Annotated in this window: 28 protein-coding genes; 1 reads left to right on the top strand and 27 read right to left on the bottom strand. The window is 44.3% G+C overall.

Going from position 1 to position 18,503, the window contains the following annotated elements; genetic code table 11:
• Positions 1-80 precede the first annotated feature (80 nt).
• From C2U43_RS26670 to C2U43_RS26585, 18 genes are all read right to left on the bottom strand, one after another.
• On the bottom strand, positions 81-686 hold the full coding sequence (locus C2U43_RS26670) for a hypothetical protein (RefSeq protein WP_043016718.1): 606 nt from the start codon (positions 684-686) through the stop codon (positions 81-83).
• Positions 687-696: 10 nt separating this feature from the next.
• Positions 697-1,119: a hypothetical protein gene (locus C2U43_RS26665; RefSeq protein WP_043016719.1), complete on the bottom strand. Its 423-nt coding sequence runs from the start codon at positions 1,117-1,119 to the stop codon at positions 697-699.
• A 14-nt stretch (positions 1,120-1,133) separates the two neighbouring features.
• Positions 1,134-1,889, bottom strand: coding sequence for a hypothetical protein (locus tag C2U43_RS26660; protein WP_009654999.1), 756 nt, complete (start codon positions 1,887-1,889; stop codon positions 1,134-1,136).
• 153 nt (positions 1,890-2,042) lie between these two features.
• The gene (locus tag C2U43_RS26655; RefSeq protein ID WP_007372173.1) at positions 2,043-3,752 is read right to left on the bottom strand and encodes a DUF4942 domain-containing protein; all 1,710 of its coding nucleotides are present in this window, start codon (positions 3,750-3,752) and stop codon (positions 2,043-2,045) included.
• A gap of 191 nt (positions 3,753-3,943) precedes the next feature.
• On the bottom strand, positions 3,944-4,528 hold the full coding sequence (locus C2U43_RS26650; protein ID WP_032951326.1) for a hypothetical protein: 585 nt from the start codon (positions 4,526-4,528) through the stop codon (positions 3,944-3,946).
• Positions 4,529-4,579: 51 nt separating this feature from the next.
• Entirely contained in the window at positions 4,580-5,020 is a 441-nt protein-coding gene (locus C2U43_RS26645; protein WP_223226831.1) for a hypothetical protein, read from the bottom strand.
• Complete coding sequence (locus tag C2U43_RS26640) at positions 5,010-5,492, bottom strand: hypothetical protein (protein WP_032951323.1); 483 nt, start codon at positions 5,490-5,492, stop codon at positions 5,010-5,012. Before C2U43_RS26640 ends, C2U43_RS26645 begins: the two co-directional genes overlap by 11 nt.
• 97 nt (positions 5,493-5,589) lie before the next feature.
• Positions 5,590-6,018, bottom strand: coding sequence for an HNH endonuclease (locus C2U43_RS26635; protein WP_032951321.1), 429 nt, complete (start codon positions 6,016-6,018; stop codon positions 5,590-5,592).
• An 18-nt stretch (positions 6,019-6,036) separates the two neighbouring features.
• Entirely contained in the window at positions 6,037-6,639 is a 603-nt protein-coding gene (locus C2U43_RS26630; RefSeq protein ID WP_223226832.1) for a hypothetical protein, read from the bottom strand.
• Positions 6,636-7,514, bottom strand: a complete 879-nt coding sequence (locus tag C2U43_RS26625; RefSeq protein WP_009654998.1) for a hypothetical protein — start codon at positions 7,512-7,514, stop codon at positions 6,636-6,638. Before C2U43_RS26625 ends, C2U43_RS26630 begins: the two co-directional genes overlap by 4 nt.
• 11 nt (positions 7,515-7,525) lie before the next feature.
• Positions 7,526-8,509 (bottom strand): recombination-associated protein RdgC, encoded by a 984-nt coding sequence (gene rdgC, locus C2U43_RS26620; protein ID WP_103286028.1) that lies wholly within the window; start codon positions 8,507-8,509, stop codon positions 7,526-7,528.
• On the bottom strand, positions 8,496-8,726 hold the full coding sequence (locus C2U43_RS26615; protein WP_007372166.1) for a hypothetical protein: 231 nt from the start codon (positions 8,724-8,726) through the stop codon (positions 8,496-8,498). The genes rdgC and C2U43_RS26615 overlap by 14 nt, the downstream gene beginning before the upstream one ends.
• A complete protein-coding gene (locus C2U43_RS26610; RefSeq protein ID WP_007372165.1) occupies positions 8,723-9,544 on the bottom strand; it encodes a DNA adenine methylase in 822 nt (273 codons plus the stop codon). Before C2U43_RS26610 ends, C2U43_RS26615 begins: the two co-directional genes overlap by 4 nt.
• A gap of 150 nt (positions 9,545-9,694) precedes the next feature.
• Positions 9,695-10,963: a DNA polymerase III subunit beta gene (gene dnaN, locus C2U43_RS26605; RefSeq protein WP_223307982.1), complete on the bottom strand. Its 1,269-nt coding sequence runs from the start codon at positions 10,961-10,963 to the stop codon at positions 9,695-9,697.
• 87 nt (positions 10,964-11,050) lie between these two features.
• Complete coding sequence (locus C2U43_RS26600) at positions 11,051-11,350, bottom strand: hypothetical protein (RefSeq protein ID WP_009653866.1); 300 nt, start codon at positions 11,348-11,350, stop codon at positions 11,051-11,053.
• A 13-nt stretch (positions 11,351-11,363) separates the two neighbouring features.
• Positions 11,364-11,708, bottom strand: coding sequence for a hypothetical protein (locus tag C2U43_RS26595; protein WP_032951317.1), 345 nt, complete (start codon positions 11,706-11,708; stop codon positions 11,364-11,366).
• Positions 11,698-12,024 carry a hypothetical protein gene (locus C2U43_RS29915; RefSeq protein WP_223227020.1) on the bottom strand — a complete coding sequence of 109 codons (327 nt, stop codon included), beginning with the start codon at positions 12,022-12,024 and terminating at the stop codon, positions 11,698-11,700. Before C2U43_RS29915 ends, C2U43_RS26595 begins: the two co-directional genes overlap by 11 nt.
• Before the next feature lie 62 nt (positions 12,025-12,086).
• A complete protein-coding gene (locus C2U43_RS26585) occupies positions 12,087-12,500 on the bottom strand; it encodes a hypothetical protein (RefSeq protein ID WP_007372162.1) in 414 nt (137 codons plus the stop codon).
• 133 nt (positions 12,501-12,633) lie between these two features.
• Here C2U43_RS26585 and C2U43_RS26580 point away from each other — a divergent pair, with 133 nt between their 5' ends.
• The gene (locus C2U43_RS26580) at positions 12,634-12,981 is read left to right on the top strand and encodes a hypothetical protein (RefSeq protein WP_127649446.1); all 348 of its coding nucleotides are present in this window, start codon (positions 12,634-12,636) and stop codon (positions 12,979-12,981) included.
• A 17-nt stretch (positions 12,982-12,998) separates the two neighbouring features.
• Here the strand turns inward: C2U43_RS26580 and C2U43_RS29495 are convergent, their stop codons facing one another.
• The 9 genes from C2U43_RS29495 to C2U43_RS26540 form a co-directional block, all read right to left on the bottom strand.
• Complete coding sequence (locus C2U43_RS29495; protein WP_127649449.1) at positions 12,999-13,313, bottom strand: hypothetical protein; 315 nt, start codon at positions 13,311-13,313, stop codon at positions 12,999-13,001.
• 27 nt (positions 13,314-13,340) lie between these two features.
• Positions 13,341-14,021, bottom strand: coding sequence for a hypothetical protein (locus C2U43_RS26575; protein ID WP_007372161.1), 681 nt, complete (start codon positions 14,019-14,021; stop codon positions 13,341-13,343).
• A gap of 277 nt (positions 14,022-14,298) precedes the next feature.
• The gene (locus tag C2U43_RS29490) at positions 14,299-14,652 is read right to left on the bottom strand and encodes a hypothetical protein (RefSeq protein ID WP_154050669.1); all 354 of its coding nucleotides are present in this window, start codon (positions 14,650-14,652) and stop codon (positions 14,299-14,301) included.
• Between the two features lie 55 nt (positions 14,653-14,707).
• Positions 14,708-15,265 carry a single-stranded DNA-binding protein gene (ssb, locus tag C2U43_RS26565; RefSeq protein ID WP_008786804.1) on the bottom strand — a complete coding sequence of 186 codons (558 nt, stop codon included), beginning with the start codon at positions 15,263-15,265 and terminating at the stop codon, positions 14,708-14,710.
• A 322-nt stretch (positions 15,266-15,587) separates the two neighbouring features.
• Positions 15,588-16,118 (bottom strand): hypothetical protein, encoded by a 531-nt coding sequence (locus tag C2U43_RS26560; protein ID WP_007372158.1) that lies wholly within the window; start codon positions 16,116-16,118, stop codon positions 15,588-15,590.
• Between the two features lie 82 nt (positions 16,119-16,200).
• The gene (locus C2U43_RS26555) at positions 16,201-16,653 is read right to left on the bottom strand and encodes a hypothetical protein (RefSeq protein ID WP_007372157.1); all 453 of its coding nucleotides are present in this window, start codon (positions 16,651-16,653) and stop codon (positions 16,201-16,203) included.
• 12 nt (positions 16,654-16,665) lie between these two features.
• A complete protein-coding gene (locus C2U43_RS26550) occupies positions 16,666-16,971 on the bottom strand; it encodes a hypothetical protein (protein WP_032941601.1) in 306 nt (101 codons plus the stop codon).
• A 5-nt stretch (positions 16,972-16,976) separates the two neighbouring features.
• Positions 16,977-17,504 carry a hypothetical protein gene (locus C2U43_RS26545; RefSeq protein WP_007372155.1) on the bottom strand — a complete coding sequence of 176 codons (528 nt, stop codon included), beginning with the start codon at positions 17,502-17,504 and terminating at the stop codon, positions 16,977-16,979.
• A gap of 79 nt (positions 17,505-17,583) precedes the next feature.
• Positions 17,584-18,468 (bottom strand): hypothetical protein, encoded by an 885-nt coding sequence (locus tag C2U43_RS26540; RefSeq protein ID WP_007372154.1) that lies wholly within the window; start codon positions 18,466-18,468, stop codon positions 17,584-17,586.
• Positions 18,469-18,503: the final 35 nt, after the last annotated feature.

Genomic DNA, 18,503 nt, shown 5'->3' with positions numbered 1-18,503 from the left:
ATGCATGGTTAATTCTTTCTAATGTGTTTGTTTGCTATTTGTGCAAGGTCGAAATATATTCAGCTTGTGCGTCAATGACATTAATCTTTGTGGATGTATAGGTCAGGTTGTCCGGTGTGTGTATACGAAATGTCTGAAATCAACCTTCCCTCAAAATCGTGCCAATCCCATTCCTTTTGAATTTTTTCTCCCATTAAAACACGATCCATCCTTTGAAGTTGCCAATCCATATAAATCAGTAAAAGAGCCATTTCTTCTTTTTCATTATTAGTCATGCCCTGCCCTAATTTATAAGCTTCTTTTGTGAGCTGATAGATCTGAACAGAGTTTTCAACAATGTATTTAAATATTTTTTCTACGCAGCCGGAAATGGCAATTGAATTTTGGCAATTAATGTCATTAACGAGTTCGCGTGTATCTATTTCCCAGTTCCTATATAAATCAATCTCTGCGGTATAATGTTGATTTGTGTTTAAAGGAATACCACCAAAGATTCGACAATAGAGTTCTACTGCATCGGCCTGTTCCAGGCAATTAGCCATGTAGGGAAAATCAGGCAACGTGGAATGAATCAATTGGAGATAAGCTAACCTCTGAACAACCTTTTCATATGGCTGGTTAGTTTCTACGCCATAGAACATGTCTTTATTGATGTCATAACGATGAGTGATCCTGATCTTCGCCATTGCTAGCCTCTTAATTCAGATAATTGATATCAGCATCGTCCGCACGTGCGGCATTACCAGCTACTAGCTGAGCGCATTTTGCAACGCGGACTGAGTGGTCAAGGTTGACCTTGTCGAATTCAGCCTTCAGTTGCTCATCTGGCTTAGCTTCGTTAACAGTTACCAGAATCCGACTAGCATACTCGCTACCCTTGGCTTGATTGCCTACCATCTTACCCAGTACACGGCCAGCTTTTGATTTCGCTTCAGTCAAACGTTCCTCGCCATTTTCGAGGTAGTCTTTACATGCGATAACAGCAGCAATCTCGGAAGCATGAACTTTCATCACGTCATTCAGTTCGTCACGAGATGGAGAGCTTTCCGCTGATATTGCGAAACTTGATGCATTAATTGCAAATAAACAAACAACCGCATTTAATATTATTTTTCTCATCACAGGTTTCCTTTTTATTGGTTACGAGGCAATGCTGCTTCAGACAGCTGGTAATTCAATATTGATAAGTAGGCCAGAGGTATAGTTGCTGCCGGGATTAACCATTCATACCTGAGCGAAAAGTATGACCACGAAAGTAAAACAACACCAGAGATAGCTGAAAATGCGAACAACGGCCCAATATTCATAAAAGTACTTTTACAAATGACTGGTATACTTTTCAGCAGAGAACCTTTACACCGCGTAACTGTTGGTATGAATAAAACGAGCATTGGCGTAGCGATAAATACGCTCAAAGTGGCAAGGGCGTACATATTGAAATACACTATTAGGTTGGAGTAAGCCAGACTAATGCTTGTTAATGTTGGTTGTTTATATTCAACATGGTTGGTTTCACCCGCAACCGCTGAAGCAATCATAAATTTGACCAACCACAATATTACGATCATTAGTACGGTCAGGAATAATGCATAAACTAACACAACGATAAAGTTGCGTAGTTCTTCCCAGATATTCAATCTTAGCTCTGAGCTTTGATATCGGCATAAGATAGCCGTAAGGTAGAGGGTGAGTACAACTGGCTGTAAGATAAAAAATGCAAGCCCCTCCATTGTCACATTTTTCATGATGAGTGTCAGGAGTCCACCACCAGCAATTATCGGCAAGAATATTGCCAAAATACCATGAAGAGATGCCATTGTTTTCATGGAGGACAACATTATTTGTTTGGTATCTTCGAAAGATAATTTATTGATGAGAAATGCTGACATTGTGTTTCCTCTTCATGTAGTTGGCTCAATTGTCGCATGTTGAAAAATTTGAATAGCATTTAACATCGACAAACTGACGGCTTTTTCTCTATCTCATTTTTTCTGTTCAGTTACGGGTGACGAAATTAACTCGACCAGCTCTTCCTTTCCCCACTATTCATGGGCATCAACGGAGAAAAGTTTTATGGATTCTGCGGTTCCTTCAAAGGCGTTGTCATAGCAACCCAGAATATTGATGTCGTAACCGGGCCCAGCTTCTCGGGTTAAAAGATGCTCCTTTGCGCTCCCTGGCAGTATTGCTATCAAGCGTCCTCCCGGTTTCAGGAATCTCATCGCATGTTGAAAATGTGCAATCCAGCGTGAGTCACTAAATGGAGGATTCATCAGAATTCTTTCAAACAAGCCGGTATTTTCAGGCTTGACCAATAGAAAATCATTAAGGGTGACGTTCCAGCGCAGGCCAGTAATTGCAACAGCTGCGGGGTGTATATCAAAACCAGTAACATCCACCCCCTCTGGTAACCCTTTCAGTAGCGCACCAAGACCGATATTCGGTTCCAGCAAACGCATACCTGAAGCCACCATACATTCATCAATTGCTCGTTTCTGGAGTTCTCCGACCGTTGCATAGAACTGGTGCGTATAGCGGTCAGGTATAGAACCATGTAATGCCAGAAGTTTGAATGCTTCAACGGGGCTAAAGTCAAAGTCATATACTTCTCTATATCTTCTGACAGCACCCAATGACTCCCATATGTTCACCAGTTCTTTTTTCTCACTAACAGACTGGTTGTCCCGCAGGATAAAAGTGTGCGGCCCCGGTGACAGGTGTTTGCCCGCGTTCAAATGGTCAGTGGCATATGATATTAAGGAGTTAACAGCAGAGAATGATATCAACTGCGACCGATATTCATTGGTTTTTACAGTTCTTGCGGAGTTATGGCCGGTGGTGTATCGGCGATCGAGAGGAATGCAGCCTGGCATTAAATGGGATAGTACCAGATTGAGATTGTCACAAGTTTCCTCCTCAATCAGGATATGCACATTGCCGTTAATAAACCCCTTCACTTTAAGACTATCGTTATCAATACTTACCCATTCGCCAGGGTTACTCATCATGTACTCTTTGACCGCAGCCGAATTCACATCCTCAGCACCGCTTCGTCCATACATCAGTCCAATAACCTTACGAAGGTCATTAAAATAGTTGAGATAGTCATAGGATCTGCGGTTATCTCTACTTGGTAAGCAGCTGGCTATGATGAGTTTGTTGCTGAAGCCCTGGGCACGGTTAGTCTTATGCAGAGCGGAGAGCTTTTCAAACACACCATGAACCATCTGGGCGAAGTAGTCTTTTTTCTCTTCATTCAATGCGAATGCGGTAGAAAAGATACTTTCTTCGTTGAAGGGTACAGGCTTAAGCTTCTCAAAATTTGATTCTGATGATTTTCGCCATGCCCTTAATCCTTCGTTCCAGTCATCGTATCTTTCGGTGGGCATAAATGGTTTTACGCCGGTCAGATCGAGCAGCTTTTGCCAGTACTTTTCATCGAGAGCACAGCGGGCCCGTTCTATACAGAACAAATTTTCTACAGCCAGCGTATATTTGATGGAATTGTCACAAGAATCACAGAACATGCGCCATGCTTCATCATGCCGGTTCCGCATCACTGCATCATACATGGCCTGCATGTGCTTCAGTGTTGTGTTGTATTCCACCAGCAGATCGCGCATGGCATTTAGTTTTTGAAAGCCGTCATGTTCAATGAGGCCACTTTGACTGTCTACGGGATTAGCATAAAGGCTGAGGACGTCTGATTCATTTTCATCGTTATTCGCTAATACAGCTGTCGGTAGGTTCATCAGATTTCTCCAAATAGAGAAATTATGAGACAGGTATGGCAGGTGACGAAGCAAATCGACGAACTACATAAGCCGGGATATTTGGGGATACCGTGAAGTACATAGCACGGCGGAAGTCCAAAAAAAGAGACCCCAGTAAGGGGTCTTAAATGAGGTATATATAACTATCAGATCACAGAGCCCGAAGCAGACTACTCAACGTCCTGAATTTCAGGAAGCTTCAACCCTTTCGGATAGAAGATTGTATGAACAGTCAGGTCAGCCAGGAACGTAGATTTGATAATTAATTTTATTATAGGGTTAATACTATCCCAAGAATCGGGCGAATTCCAGATAGTGGCATCACAGCTTTCAGGATACTGGTTAACTCCAGGAGCATGGCCAGCCGTGCAGCGCATTGGGTCGGTTGATTCATGCTCGCATTTAGGGCAAATATAGCGCCGCAGCTGGTGTTCACCTAGGTCTTGGTCAAAATCGTGAGGAGTTTCCCAGCAATGAACATCTTCAAGCTCAGGTAGCCTGGACGGAGTGTAAAAAGCCCACGGCACTTCCGTACCTCGCAGTACCTCAAGTGCGTGTATCACCCGCTCAGGCTCGATTTTAAGCACGTCACTGTATGCTTCTATTCGATCACGTAACAGGCTGGCCATTACAGAGATTGTATGGATATCGATACCGGCTGCTTGAGCGTCCCTTTCCAGCTGCTCAATAACGACATCAATACTTGCTGGTGGTGCAGACATAAATAACTGCGTTGCGGCTTCTTGTCGTGACATATACGAAGGTTCCTTCGGTTACCGGTGACAGTAACCGATATTTTCCCCTCGCTACAGCTGGTCACGAATTTTTTCAGCTTGTACATCGGATACCAGAACACAATCACCTGTTGCAGAATTACAAACGTAATATTTTCCGTCCTGATGCTGCTGTAATTTCAGTTTTGTACCCGTAAGTGACACTGTAACGCCACTTGCTTCAAACTGCCCTTTGTTGGTGATGAAAAAGTTGTTTTTTGCGAGGGTTCCGGCTTTCAAATCAACGCCTCTGATCACTTCACCCAGGTCCCATTCGTTCATTACTGAGCGTTGTTTATGGATCAAGGAGCCAAGACAGACAAACACCACGACACTGATTGCAGCAAGACCCATAAGGTTTTTAAACGAATGGTGGGCTTTCAGGTCAAGCGTCTTCGCTTCTACCAGCTGCTCGGACGTTAACTGGACAGCTCGATTGTTACGCGAAGGACGTTTACGTTGGTTAGCAGTCATGGTTCACCTCTGTTTGAAGGAGAGATAATTTTAAACCTGCCAGTATATAAGCGATCTGAATTGGGTGAAGCGAATCATCAATGCTCATGGCCAGTCTACCCTTCTGATTGGTATCTACGGCTTTGCTGCCTCGGTACTGGTATCCATATCTCTTCCTGGCAAGTTCCAGGCCAGCCAGCATGTACTGGACTTGCTGTAACGATAATGAATCAATTTGCAGAGACTTGAGCCTGTTTTTTTGCTGGCACAGACCAAATAACTCCCTCGACTCGAAATCGTCGGGGTAAGAGTGTAGTAACCCATCAACTGAGCAGGCATTCAACTTATCGAATTCACGTTCAATACCCTCGACCGAGAAATGTCGGTCTCGAACGGACTCGACTCTACATTTGCTGAGCTGGCCATCTGGTGTGGCTACAAATATAGTTGCGCCTTCGGTCAGGTCTCCAGTCCAGTTTGTATGATTAGTCATATACGCTCCGTAATGGGCCTACTAAACAATATTATCACGGCTGAATATTTGACGAAGCAGTGCGCGATACGCGCCATGATAATGTTAAATTAGTCGTTTATTTGATAGCACCATTTTTCTCTGAATACTGTTCAAACCAGAAAACAATGGGTTTCTCTACAATGCTTATCTGGCCGAATCTTTCTGCCGTTCTGAAATTCATACTACTCTTCCGTGCCCTTTCAACCTGTAAACTTATTTGTTTGCGGAACATTTCCAGTGAATATGTTGTTTTGAGCAGATTGCAGGGCGCACAGGCTGGGAAAAGATTTTCTAAGCAGTTGGCACTTTCATTAAACACTTCACCGGTAGCCTTAAGCTTAAATTTCCCTCTGGCCGCAGCTTGCATATCCTGGACGGATTTCCTTAGCACAGGTTCTACGTGATCAGCGTGCCAACCTTTTTCTTTCAGTACCTCGCCACAATATGCACATCGACCACCAAATTTAGCCCTCAGTACTATTCTTTGTTTTTTTGACAGAGACATAATAAATTCCTTGTGGAACTAAGAGAATCGGCCATCGTCTATTGATTCAGCGATGTTGACTGCCAGGGCGTTATCGTCCAAGCCTGACAACGTTTCATAGCGAAAGACAGGAATGTGAGTTCTTTTAAAAAGGGCAATAATGAACTCTCCTTCAGGCTGAGCGCTGATAGCATCTTCATTGATCATTGCTAGCACTAGTTCCCCGGTATGCGCATCGGAGAGAACAAAATCGAACACGAATTCATCTGCGTACTGTTGCGCCTGAAGTACGTCAACCGGGGCAACCGGTTCATCTTCGAGCTCCAGCTCTACTAAGTCCCGGGCAAGCACCTGGGGTGCGATAATGTACTGACCATTGAACACCGCACTCAAGCGCACATAAAGATCCATCAGGACTTTTGGCAATATCGAATTTTTTTTGATGAAGTACTCGCTCAACCCATCAAGTGCGGCGTTCTCGTCGGCATCGGCATTAATATCTGCCTGCTGATCATGCTCGTCCAAAGGTTGCTGAGTTTGTTGTTGTTCTCGTTTTGTTCGACTCGCGTAGATAAGTATGAAAGCTGCAAAGCACACAAATGTCAGAAATATTGCGAGAGCGATTATATATTTTAGAGTCATGGGTTCATTCCTATAGTCTGGAGATACTCAGGCTCCTTGAACTTCATATTTTCGGGTATATGCCGCATCACCTTTTTGATGTATGGTTGTTCAATTCTCTTAAGCGTATCTAATTGAGATTGATAATCCTTAGTTCTCAAATCATGCTCAGCACCCAGTTGTCCTAATAACGTCTGAAGTTTCTTTAAGGCTTTGCTGCACTGCACTTCGGCATTATCCAGCTTTTCAATATTTAACCAGGAGAGAATATCGATAACAGGATTTATAGTCAGATCGACAAACAGATCAAGCGTGTCATCTGGTAAATTTGAATCAATAGGTGATTGCCGGGCAGGCATTTCATCTGCTAATCGCTTAAGCGCACCCATAGCTCTCTTTAACGAACTACTCGCAGAGGATGTGTCTATTGCTGAAAGTATGGATATTGCTTTACTGGTAGTAACCATATCCAGAAATTCAGTTGTGGAAGCACTATTACATTCATCCTTTGCTGTTTTTAATAGTTCACGGGCATTTTCTGCAAGTTTGAGTCGTCTGCCTGACTCGTTATATTTTATCTGAGCTTCTTTCCAGCAGTTGACTAGATGCTGATAAATCTCACAATCTGGTGATTTCGAAATTTCTTCCAACGAGGACATAACTACGTATTGAAGAAAGATGCTCCTGCATTTTGGCAGCAGCAGGTTAAGATGCAATTCACATTCGTTCAGCTTTTTTCGCGCCGGTGTCTCTCTGAAGAGACCAATAAATAGCGCCCACAATGAAAACTGACGATCTCTTGTCTCTTTAACCAACTCTTTAACTGCCAGGGCTCGGGCAATGTTAGCATTTTCAACCTGGCGTGATAACTCTTGGAGTTCTGTAGCTGTAATCATCTCTCAGCCCTTTAATGGAAGGTTTTTTCTGGTTGTTTGGCTTCTGCCGCGACACCTTGTTGTTCGTCTGACGGCGTTGTGATGAGTCCTGGGCTTTCACCCCCGAGGGCTTTTATCATTGTGTCCAGAACCTCCATAACAACAGAGGTAAACAAAACGAAATCGGCATCAAATCTTTGGGCGTGATCTTCTGGCGAAATGTCATCGTTCTGTTCAATAAGTTCTTCCGTAAAGGTCAGTCGTGAAAAGATGAAATTGTCATTCAGGATGAAAAACATCTGGTTCATCCAGCCCAGTGCAACCTTTGTCACAAGCTTTCCGGCCTCGATGTGATGAGCGATCTCATCACATATCAAATCCTGGCGTTTTGTTGTAACGCCCCCCCCGTTTTCGAGCACATCTTTGAGCGTGGCTTCGTCGCATAAAGCTAGGCCAGGCGGCAGACTTCCTGTTTTGACCCACTCTGTTAACGTCAGTTCTACCGGCGTTTCCAGCGTGAATGGGATAATTGGAAGTGAGCCAATAGTTTTACGTAGCAAAGCTGTTACATCATCTGCTTTTTTATGGCTGGTGGTCTCAACAAGCAGTAGACGTGATTTAGTATCCACCCAAATGTTTGTAGTGCTGTATTTGCTGAAAGCCTTTGGTATGAGCTCAGCGAGCACGGCATCGTTGACGGCCTGGATCTCCATTTTCTTTAGCCTGCGGTTTTGCTCTTTCTCCAGTTTCTGAACCCGGGTTCGCACAATTTCTTTGATGGTCGCGGGAGGAAGTATTTTCGATTCGTGCTTAACAGTCAGAAGAATGAGATTATTCGACTCATGCTTTAACAGCTCGACATCTTCACCCAATGGCGGGATCCATCCTGACCGTGCCATATCATTAGGCCCGCAGGGAGTGTATTTCAACTCACTTAACTGTTCATCCAGCTTGTCTAATTCCAGAGCTTTTTGGATGCGGTAGACTACAAGGCTTTTGGGTTTAAATTGGCTCATCGTGGCCCTCAGCTGTTGCTTGATTAATTTTAATAAGGTCAGAGACACGCTCGCGGATCACGACACACTCCCAGTAAGTTAGAGGCTTAGAGCTCAGCACTTGTTTAAACTGCGCCACGGCAATATCAGGTGCTGTCCGATATTGTTCGGCGATATCCTGACAAAATTTCTCAGTCTCTGGGTTATGCAGCTTTTCAGAACAATGGAAGCGTTTCATGCCGCAGCTCCCTTTTTCGAGTTATCCGCTAATTTGACCGCGAAGATTTCTGAAGCTTTTTTCCCATCCCCGCTGCCTTTAAATATGCTTCTCCGGGCAGTCACACCATGAATAGCGAAGGCTTGATAAAGCTCACGAATATCAGGCGCATCGTGGCATGATGCGATGACATGAACCCCGCGTTCAGGCAGCAACTGGAGCAGTTTGGTAAGCTCAATCTGCATAGCGGGTGTAAAACCGCTGGCATGGTAAGCCGTGAATCTGCCGGGATTAACATATGGTGGGTCGCAATACACCACATCACCCGGGCGGGCCATTGATAGCGTGGTCTGGAAGCTGGCGCAAAGTAAAGTTGCTGAGGACATTTTCTCAGCCATTGCGTATAACTCTGTCTCTGGGAGATAGGGGTTGGCGTAATAACCCCAGGGGACGTTAAAGATGCCTTTCCGGTTGTATCGGCATAGTCCGCGATGGCCAAACCTATTCAGATAGATAAACAGAGCAGCTTGAGTGTCACTTGCACTATCATGATTATTGAACTGGCTTCGCAGCTCATAATAGGCGTCCTCAGAACGCCCGAGACAGTAAAGGCGTTTAAGCTCAGAAAGTACCTTTTCAGGCGACTTAAAAATACTCTGGTATGTATCGATCAGGTCGCTATTAATATCGGCCAAAATGTATTCTGGGTAATTCGTATTCATCATTACAGCGCCTGAACCGCCAAAGGGCTCAATAAGCCGACCACCTTTCGGTAGTACATGCTTAAGACTTGCCATAATGTTGTGTTTGGCTCCTACCCACTTCAGAACGCTTTTCATTTCATTCTGGCTCCAGAATATTAGGACGCAGTGATCGCGACCAATGGGAGCGAGATGGCATATAGCCATCCCGTCAGGAAGCTTGTTTTAACGTTATCACGCCCATGAAATTGGCTATTTCGAAAAGGCCGACAAAACGAGAGCGTTTTGTCAGACACGGACAGGCATGATGATGTCGTAATTGTTTTTGTTTACTGAAATCAATATGCCGGTCGTTGTATCACGCAAAGCAATCTGTGCGGCTTCTCCTTCTTCCGAACACGCCCCCAGGCTTGCCAGTGATTCCAGGAGGTAATCGGCATTCATACCGATATCAACAATTGTTTCGGGCTCGCCTGCCTCTTTCGCAATGTCCATCACCTCTTTGCAACTGATTGCATTTGAGCCGGGCGACTTAAGCTGTAGGGCGTTGTCTTTGAATGACATCACACAAACACTGGTGTTGTTTGGCGAGCCCTCTTTAAGCAATGGGGTTGCGCGTTTTAGTGCGGTGGTGAGTTCAGAAGGATCAACCTTAAACAGTTCAGTATTTTTGGCTACCGTGCTGGCCACGCGCTTCCAGTCCGGGTAACGGCCATCGACAAGATTTGAAATGACTGTATGGCTTCCGAGCGTAAATGTCAGGTTACGGTTGCTGTAGTCAATTTTGAATTGACCCTGGCTACCGCTCAGGATTTTATGGAGCACGGGGAAAACCCCGTTGGGTAAAATCACACCTGCATTCGTGTTACTGATAGAGGTAGGAGCTGTCGGAGATTGAATCTCATCGCCCACGTCATCGCTGAAGTCGATATCATGAGAACTGACGGCCATACGATGTCCATCAGTGGCTACAGCAATAAATTGGCCATTATCGATACCGAGGTAGACCCCATTCATATAAAAGCGGACATCGTTCTGAGCCGCAGCGTGGCTGACACGCTTGATAATCTGACTCAGCATCTGCGTTGGAAAGTAAACGCTGTAATTATGTTCCAGCGTCTCAGCCTGAATTTCGGGTATATGGTCTAAGCAAACCGGGATGTTATAGGAGTTTTTGTCGGTGCGAATGACAAGATGGTTTTTTGCCGCATGGAAGCGGACGTTAATTTCATCTTCGCCGCGCATGTTGCGGATTAAAGAAAAGAGTTGTGTTGCAGGTACTGATACGTCCATATCACCATTGCCCCCCGATACCGTCCCTTTACTGGTAATTTGGGCAGAGTTTAAGTCAATGCCAAGGGCAGAAAGACAATCCCCACGTAACCGCAGCGTGATCATCTCCAGTACTTTCATTGCAGGAGACCGGCGAATAACCATACACGGCATTTCGATAATTTTGAGAAGTGCTTCAGCAGAAATATCAAACCCTGGAAGCTCTTTAAATGATAAGCGTCTTGCCTTTGGTTGAACTGCGTCTATTGTAGATGCGTCTGTCATTTTACTGTCTCCCATAATTATCCGTGTTAAATTAATCGTACCCCCGGTCAATCAAGTGACGAATAGCAAATTATGAAAAAATGAAGTTTATTTGTGGTGACGGCGATAACCTAATTCAAACGCGAACTGCCATTGGTATTCATTTAAAGCACATCCAAGAGATGTGATGGCCTCAACAATTTCCTTTATAATGAGGTTGCCTGAATTCAATCTGTACTCGTAGTACCAACCTATATCAAATGCGATAAGCTGGAGGCGGAAAAGATGGATCTGAGGAACGTAACCAGTAACGCCGCTAAGCGCTTTTATATAAATGAGTTCCCCTTCCATTTCTGATAGAAAAACCATGTCAAGAATATTGGACGCGAAATTCGTCATGGTGAACATAAATTGAGCCTCTTTATTGAGCCTCGCGTAACACATCGGATGCCTTAAAGTAGCCGAGTCGGTGCATCATTTTATTGATCTGACCTACTTTGCCATCAGACCCTTCATACTTACTCAACCGGTGAAGTAAGATACGCATGGACATCAACACACTGTCTGATGCGTTATCACCACGGGTAAGTAGTTTATCAGTACTATCTGAGTATGACCCCGTAAGTGCCGCGCTCACCAAATCACCGGCAATAGCATCCGGGTGGCACAATGCCATCAAACCGATAATCAATGCCTGCCGATTAAGTTCCGTTTCTGTCAGGCCTGTTTTTGAAGTGAGTTCTGCTAGTAAATTATCAGTGCTCATTATCATGCTCCTTTTGCTTATGTTCTCCCGGTTGAATGGCGGAAGAGTCTTTACTACTGCGTGAAAATACATCCGCGACCAGAAATTTAGCTTTCTCTGAAGGACTCATAAATTTCCAGAGTTCATCAGGATATTCATCGTCATGCTTTTCAGATTTTTTCAATCGGGAGATTCCTTTTAATTTTGCAGCCATGCGGCTCCGTCCATACGGACGGATTGGCATTGTAAAATTTTGCTGCGAACTATCAATCAGACCAGTAAAGTGACGACCCATATAAATACCTCTAAGTGCAGTAGTTATTTTTTCCCGATTCAAAGCTCCGCCTTTAACGTCATACTACGGGATAGCATTACTGCAACGAAATATTCAGGGATTGTTTACGGCGTTTTGAAGGTGTTATCCATTACCGTTTTACTTCTCGCTACCCAGTCGTTTGCATCACTGCAATTGATGTTTGACGCTACGACCTGACGGGCGGATGTATAGATTGGACTTGCATAACCACCATTCCCGGCAACTACCAGACGGATACTGTTGAGATATGCGTAAACAGGATCCTGTAGGATTGTAGAATCGATGGATGCCTGCTGTTTACAGCTATCGCTACGCATCTTTACTACATCAGTTGCGACCATGACGCATTCAGGACATTCATTTTTAAGCTGAATGAACTGAGTTGGTGTCTGCCCCGCTGCTGGACTTCCATCTGCTCTAAGAGGAATATTGGCTTCAGCAATATTGATGCAGAAAGTCGATCCCGCAATTAGCGCCAGCAATAATTTCGTTTTCATATAACCTCGCCTTATTTAATTCAGATTTATCGAACTGAGCTTACTGCTTTAAGTGGTGAGTAAGAAAAAAAAAGGGTGACAAAACGGGGGGTGTTTTTTAACCTTAATCATATCCCATATGATTAGGTTGATTATGAACAATGCCAATATGCAGGGAGATGGTACTGAACATCGCCTGGAGCGCTTTTCCCGTATTCAGAAGGATGCGTTGGTACTTCTTCTTTTGTGCAAAGAAAAAGGCACTGCGATAGTGCCATTCACCAGGTTGCTGGGGTTTATTAACTCTGTTCCAGACAGCCAGGATGTAGCTGAGCCCAACCTACGTAAGTCACTCAAAACATTGCAGCAAAATGGCTATGTATGGAAGTACCGGAACAAAAACGATCTTACAGTTTCATTTGAGTTAACTTCATCAGGAGAACTCCAGGCAACTTCATTTCGGGTGCGAAGATTAGAGGCATGGGGCCAGGCAGACGAGTAAAACTCGTCTGCTGGTGGTTACACAGAAAGATACTTTTTACTGATAGTTAAAGCGCTGCGTCGTTTTAATGCAAATGGACGATTATCAGAAAGTCTGGAAGCATTACCGGCGCGAATGAATATGCGTTTCATCCTGCGGTCAAAATGTTCTTCTGACCAGCCGAAGGGATACGTACCCTTAATACCATCTATTGGCCCGGCAAGAATGCGAGCGGTTTCGCTACGAAGAGTACTTCCCCTTAAACCAAATGAGCTAAGTTTATTTCTTATCAGACTTACAGAAAATTTCCTGGGTTTTAAAACACCCTTAATACAGTACAGATGTTTACTCATAGCATTACCCTTTTATTATGGGAACGATTAGCTGCGCTGCATAAAGTCGATGGATTGGCGTTTGTTTTCTTCGATTATCTTCATTGCCTCTTCAAGCCATCCAGCATCTTCACCCCGGCTGGTTAGCTCTTTGTGCTTTAGTTTGAGTGCAAATACTGCGTCATCAGCACCGGCAGTAAACAATTCTTGTCTGACTTGTTGTGTGCTGGTTGTACCATTTATAACACCAACCATATAATTCACGATATCAATAACTTGGGGGAGTAAATCTGGATCCTCATGATTAATCTCCTCGATACTGACAAACGGCAGTAACCGGTCAATCAGCATATGGGCTAGGTTGGTGATATTCAGCAGGAATAGGTTATCGTTCTCGGTGTCGCTTTTGCTTTTTACTTCTGATGCGGTAAACGACTGAACCCGGCGATTGTATTCGCACTGCCACTCCTTACAGGCACTGATCATCCAGTTCTGTATCTCTTCATCAGAAGCGTTGGATGATGGAATGTCCATCGCAGCAGGGAGAACTTGATCCCACGGGTAAACATGAGAATCAATCATCACGCCTTCCGCGTTACGCATTAACTCAGATAAAGCCACTATGATGCGGCGCATCAGATGGTTTTCAGTGAGGAGAGTAAACTCTTGTTTCGATGCACCAACGAGCTCGACGTTGAGTCCTGTCAGCGAGTCGTTAGTGTTTGGCATAGTAACAGGCCTCCTGCCCTAAAAGATGATTATGAACCAGTCCGTGGTCGCAGGGTTTAGTAGTGCCAGTCAGCGTATCCGATTTTACGCTTTCGTCTTGATCACCAGTGTTCACTGAGGGTAGTAAAGTTTTGACGACGTTTTTCATAAAGACCTTATACTGTCATGACAGTCGTATGTAATTTTAGATAAGTTCTATAAGACATCTCAAAAAATAATGGTAATCCGCGAGCAGATTACCATTCAGGCATTCATCAATCATAATATGCTACGGTTATTATTTTATAATACCGCACTGCTTTGCTATCTCGATAACATCGCCATTTTTTATGATGATACCCAGAGTTTGCGCATCCTCAATGTGTCTAGTGGCGCATCCACCGACAGCTTTAACCTGCTCGATGAGACGGTCTGAGGCAGCAGCAGTATACGCCAGTGTACTGTCTGGAGTGTTGAGACTGAACAGATAAAAGCCTGAGACAATTCCCAAAATTACCAGTAGTCCACTTCTGAGTATCGCCGAAAAAAGGGCCGCAACGCAAATTGCACCACCGGCATAAATAGCAGCCTGGCCATATGACATAGACCCATTTTCCAGTATCGTCTGGAGTGCGTTATTGAATTCATTCACGGCAATAATTCCCCATTAGTTATGATACAAATTAAAACAGATATGCTGCTAATCATTAAAAGGCTATCTCAGTTCCATAAGCACCAGTGCTTCCTGGAACTTCATCCTGATTTCCCAAATAATAATTTTCCATTGTTGGGGGCGAGTTGCGTGGTGTTGCTGGCCTCGCGTTCGTGTTTTGTGGCCTGCGGCTATAACTGGTATTCTGCCGGTGATCCTGCCCACGGTTCTGCTGGAGGTGACGACTCACCAGTTTATTACCGCCTACATTGACTTTGCGAAGAACATGCCCCTTCACGGGGTTGACAAGTACGTCCATAAAGAAGCGTTCTTTACCATCCTCCTTGATTAGGCGGGTACGCAATTGGGCCTCCAGGTACACTCCTGTCCCGACATGAAGATGATTGCGGGCCACATCAGCAAATTGACCAAGCAAAATGATCTGATAGTGTTCTTCCGTAATTTTCTCCAGACCAGATTTATCCTCCATTGAGGACTCAGATGTTGTTACATAAATCTTTGCGTAGATGCCGTGGGTAGGGTGTTGTCGGATTTCAGGCTCACGGCCTACAGTACCTTCGATAATTACTTTGCTATAGCCACGATTAGTCATACACCCTCCCCAGCTCTGTATCGGATGACATTATTATCAGCCTGTCCGGTCTGGTGACGAATGGTAATTCGTTAAATAATTGCACTGCACATCCATAAAAATAGTCAGGATATTAAGTTTGTGGTGAGAAGGACGGCACATCAGACAAAAAAAATCCCGGCCAGGCCGGGAAAGGTGATCTTTATGCCAGCGTACTCGCCAGCGTTCTCTTTGTTATGTCCCCATACTAAACATGTATGGCCCAGAGTGAAACAATTTTTGAAACCTGCAATGAAAATACATTGTGTTTCCATTTTGTTTACCTGAAAAGAGACGAAATGTATTATTGCTTGAGATGCCTTTTTGCCATACGTTTTAGGGTTTGGAGTATTGTTTGGTAAGCAGCGAGTTCATTTTTGTACTCAGCAATCTCCGTCTCATTCTTAACATAGTCGTTTTCAAGCTTAGCTATAGTATCAGTGTATTCTTGCATACTCTGTTCAACTTTTTTTGTTGCTGTACGAAACGCAGCGCTTTTAGTCGTTCTGATACCAACGGGGAATGTTTTCCCGATTTCCACGTCATGTTTATAGAAACTGCTGATGCTTGTATTCCAGACGCTTGGCTTTTTGTCGCTAGGCCGAATTTTGATAAATGTGATTCCAGGGATTTTATCCACAAGAAAAACAGTTTTTTCACTGCCTTCTGCCGCATTCTTTTTCATTCGAATTGTTTTTACGCCAACTTCTATTAATTCGACGCTGGTTTTTATTTTCGACGGGTTGTCTACGTCCATATCAATAAATACCCGCCAGCATGACTGGCCCTCTTTTATCGATGAAGGACACGCTTGTGGAAAATGGTCTTTGTACATGGTAAACCCCAACAACCTGAAATATGTAGGATAAAGATTAAGGGCATTTATGCTGCTTACGAAATTCGGGGCGACTCACTAATCACAGGGTGCGCTGGATTGACTCTGCGGCCTGTTGCCTTAGTGCGTTGCTGATACCAATTGCTTCAGCGAGATAAGCAAGATTATCCACCAGCACACATCGTGTCCCGGAACTGAGATCTCCAGTTACTCCCCAGCGGAGCATTTCACCAGGAGCCGGTTCATAATTATCCAGTTCACACTCAGGAAGGTCTACTGGCTCTCCCAGATAATCAATTAAGACCGGCCTGATATCGCTATATTCGGCATCAATACCAAGTGGCAGATCTTTCCTGACATATTGCCTCAGAACAAATAAATCCCTTTCGCTACATTGAGGGAAAATTCCAACCGGCAAGTTTGTGATAAGAATAGCTGCACCTTTTGAATCGCCAATTTCCTGAACGAGTTTTGCGGCGCACCAGACCGCCCCCTTCAGGAACTCCAGATTTTCATGCGATTGCTGTAATGACATATAACCTCTTTCTTATTGTCTGGCCCGCTTAAATCCATCGTTGCCATATGATTTAAAATACTCAGTAAACCCCTTATCGCTTTCACGAGTGTCGGCTGCGGCTTTCGAATTTGCCTCTTGCATGTCTCTTTCGCCTTTTTCCTGGCTGAGTTTCATGAAAGTCTTAATGTTATCGTCATTAGGGTCAGCCAGTACTTTCTGATAAGCCTTCTGGTAGCGCTCATCCAGGCTTAACCCTATTCCGAGACTCTGGCATCCGCTAATGCCGGTTATGAAAGCAATGATCAGAAACTTTCGTAGGTACGCACATTTCATCATTACTCCTACCGGGATGACCCGAGCATTTTGTTCCAGGCCGTAATCAGTGACTGAATCCCAGAAGTGGGCACAGGAGCAACCCATTTACAGCAGCTGAACCACAGGCGGTTAAACCGGTGAGGCATTTTCGTGATGTAGTTTTCCTTATACTCAAAGTTGTATTTATCACCAACGATGCGCGGAACTTCTTTGCAGAACGGACAGCGTTGAGCACCCGCGCTCATTTCAGGAACGATGATGAACTCGGTTTCCCCCAGCGTATCTGGATCCCACGGTTCGCGTTCACGCCAGCATGTGCCTTCTGGGAGCACGATATTCTCGTCGCATACGATGTATTCAAAGGTGGGAAATAACAGTTGATGAACACCGTGTTTACGCCAGCGCACTAACGCCAGAAACTCAATATGTTCTGAGCTATCGGCTTCCCGGGGAACAATAAAACGGTATACACCTGCTTTAGTCGGTAACCCTTCGCCCCGGATGCCAACTGGAGTCCAGCTTGGTTCTGTTGAGATACGGCGTAGTGCAGTCATAGTTACTCCCATTAAATTTTCTTCGTTCAATTTCCAGAATGAATCGATCTTTAAATCACTCTAACGGTAACTATTCCGATTACGAAATTCCGTTACCTTTAGGAATGATCGTGTTAACAGCCAGCATTGCATTTTTGAAGAAGTGTGCATTGCTACTTCTTAACTTAACAGAAGCATTAGAACTGACCGGGCTCAATGCCAGTAATGCGGTGCTGCGTCCCAGCCAGCGATAATATGAGAATAAACCCCACGAATTCAGGAATTCTCGTTTCATAATTGACATCAATTCAGATCTATCAGTCTGGTTAACTTTTGGGAACGTAATGAAAACTGCGCTATCCGGGTTCCGGGACAACCAACTGAAAACCTCTTCATTGGTGTAATAATACTTACCTTGCGTAAACACTCGCCCATTAAATCCTAATCGCACGACTGAGGACGGTATAATGTTATGGCAATAATCGAGCATGGGATATCCCATTTTCATCTGAGCGATATCAATGCGATTATCGCTCGGAATGCTTGCAGGTGCATTTGCATTTTTGAAACCGCGAGTACTGATCGAGTAATGACCGTCATCTGCATTCTGATAAACCCAGAATGGCTTGCAATACTCTTCTGAGTCTATAGCGGCTGTAAGATACGCTTCATCATAACTTTCAAATAACTTTTTTACTTTAGTCTGGTGGTCTGCAATATTTCTGGATTGAAGGTCTGGCCTGATTTTTAAAGGAATAGAATACACCGGTTCAAATGCCTTGACCGTATGGCCAGAACTCGTATGGTTTAGCAAATACCCAACCCACTCACGTTGAATTCCTTTTCCTATATACTCGCCGCTGTTCGCCCCTGCGTTGGTATCAAAACGCACGATAGATGTTCCACGCGCAGAAAGCATATTTTCAAATTCAGCACGGATAATGTTGGTATTTTTGCTAGTTAACGAATTCTGGAGATCATGCATATGTAGCCACCATTCATGTTTCAGCTTCGACTCTC

This window comes from Citrobacter freundii complex sp. CFNIH9, assembly GCF_002903305.1.
Lineage (GTDB): Bacteria > Pseudomonadota > Gammaproteobacteria > Enterobacterales > Enterobacteriaceae > Citrobacter > Citrobacter portucalensis.
This window is presented reverse-complemented; position numbering and strand designations above follow the sequence as displayed.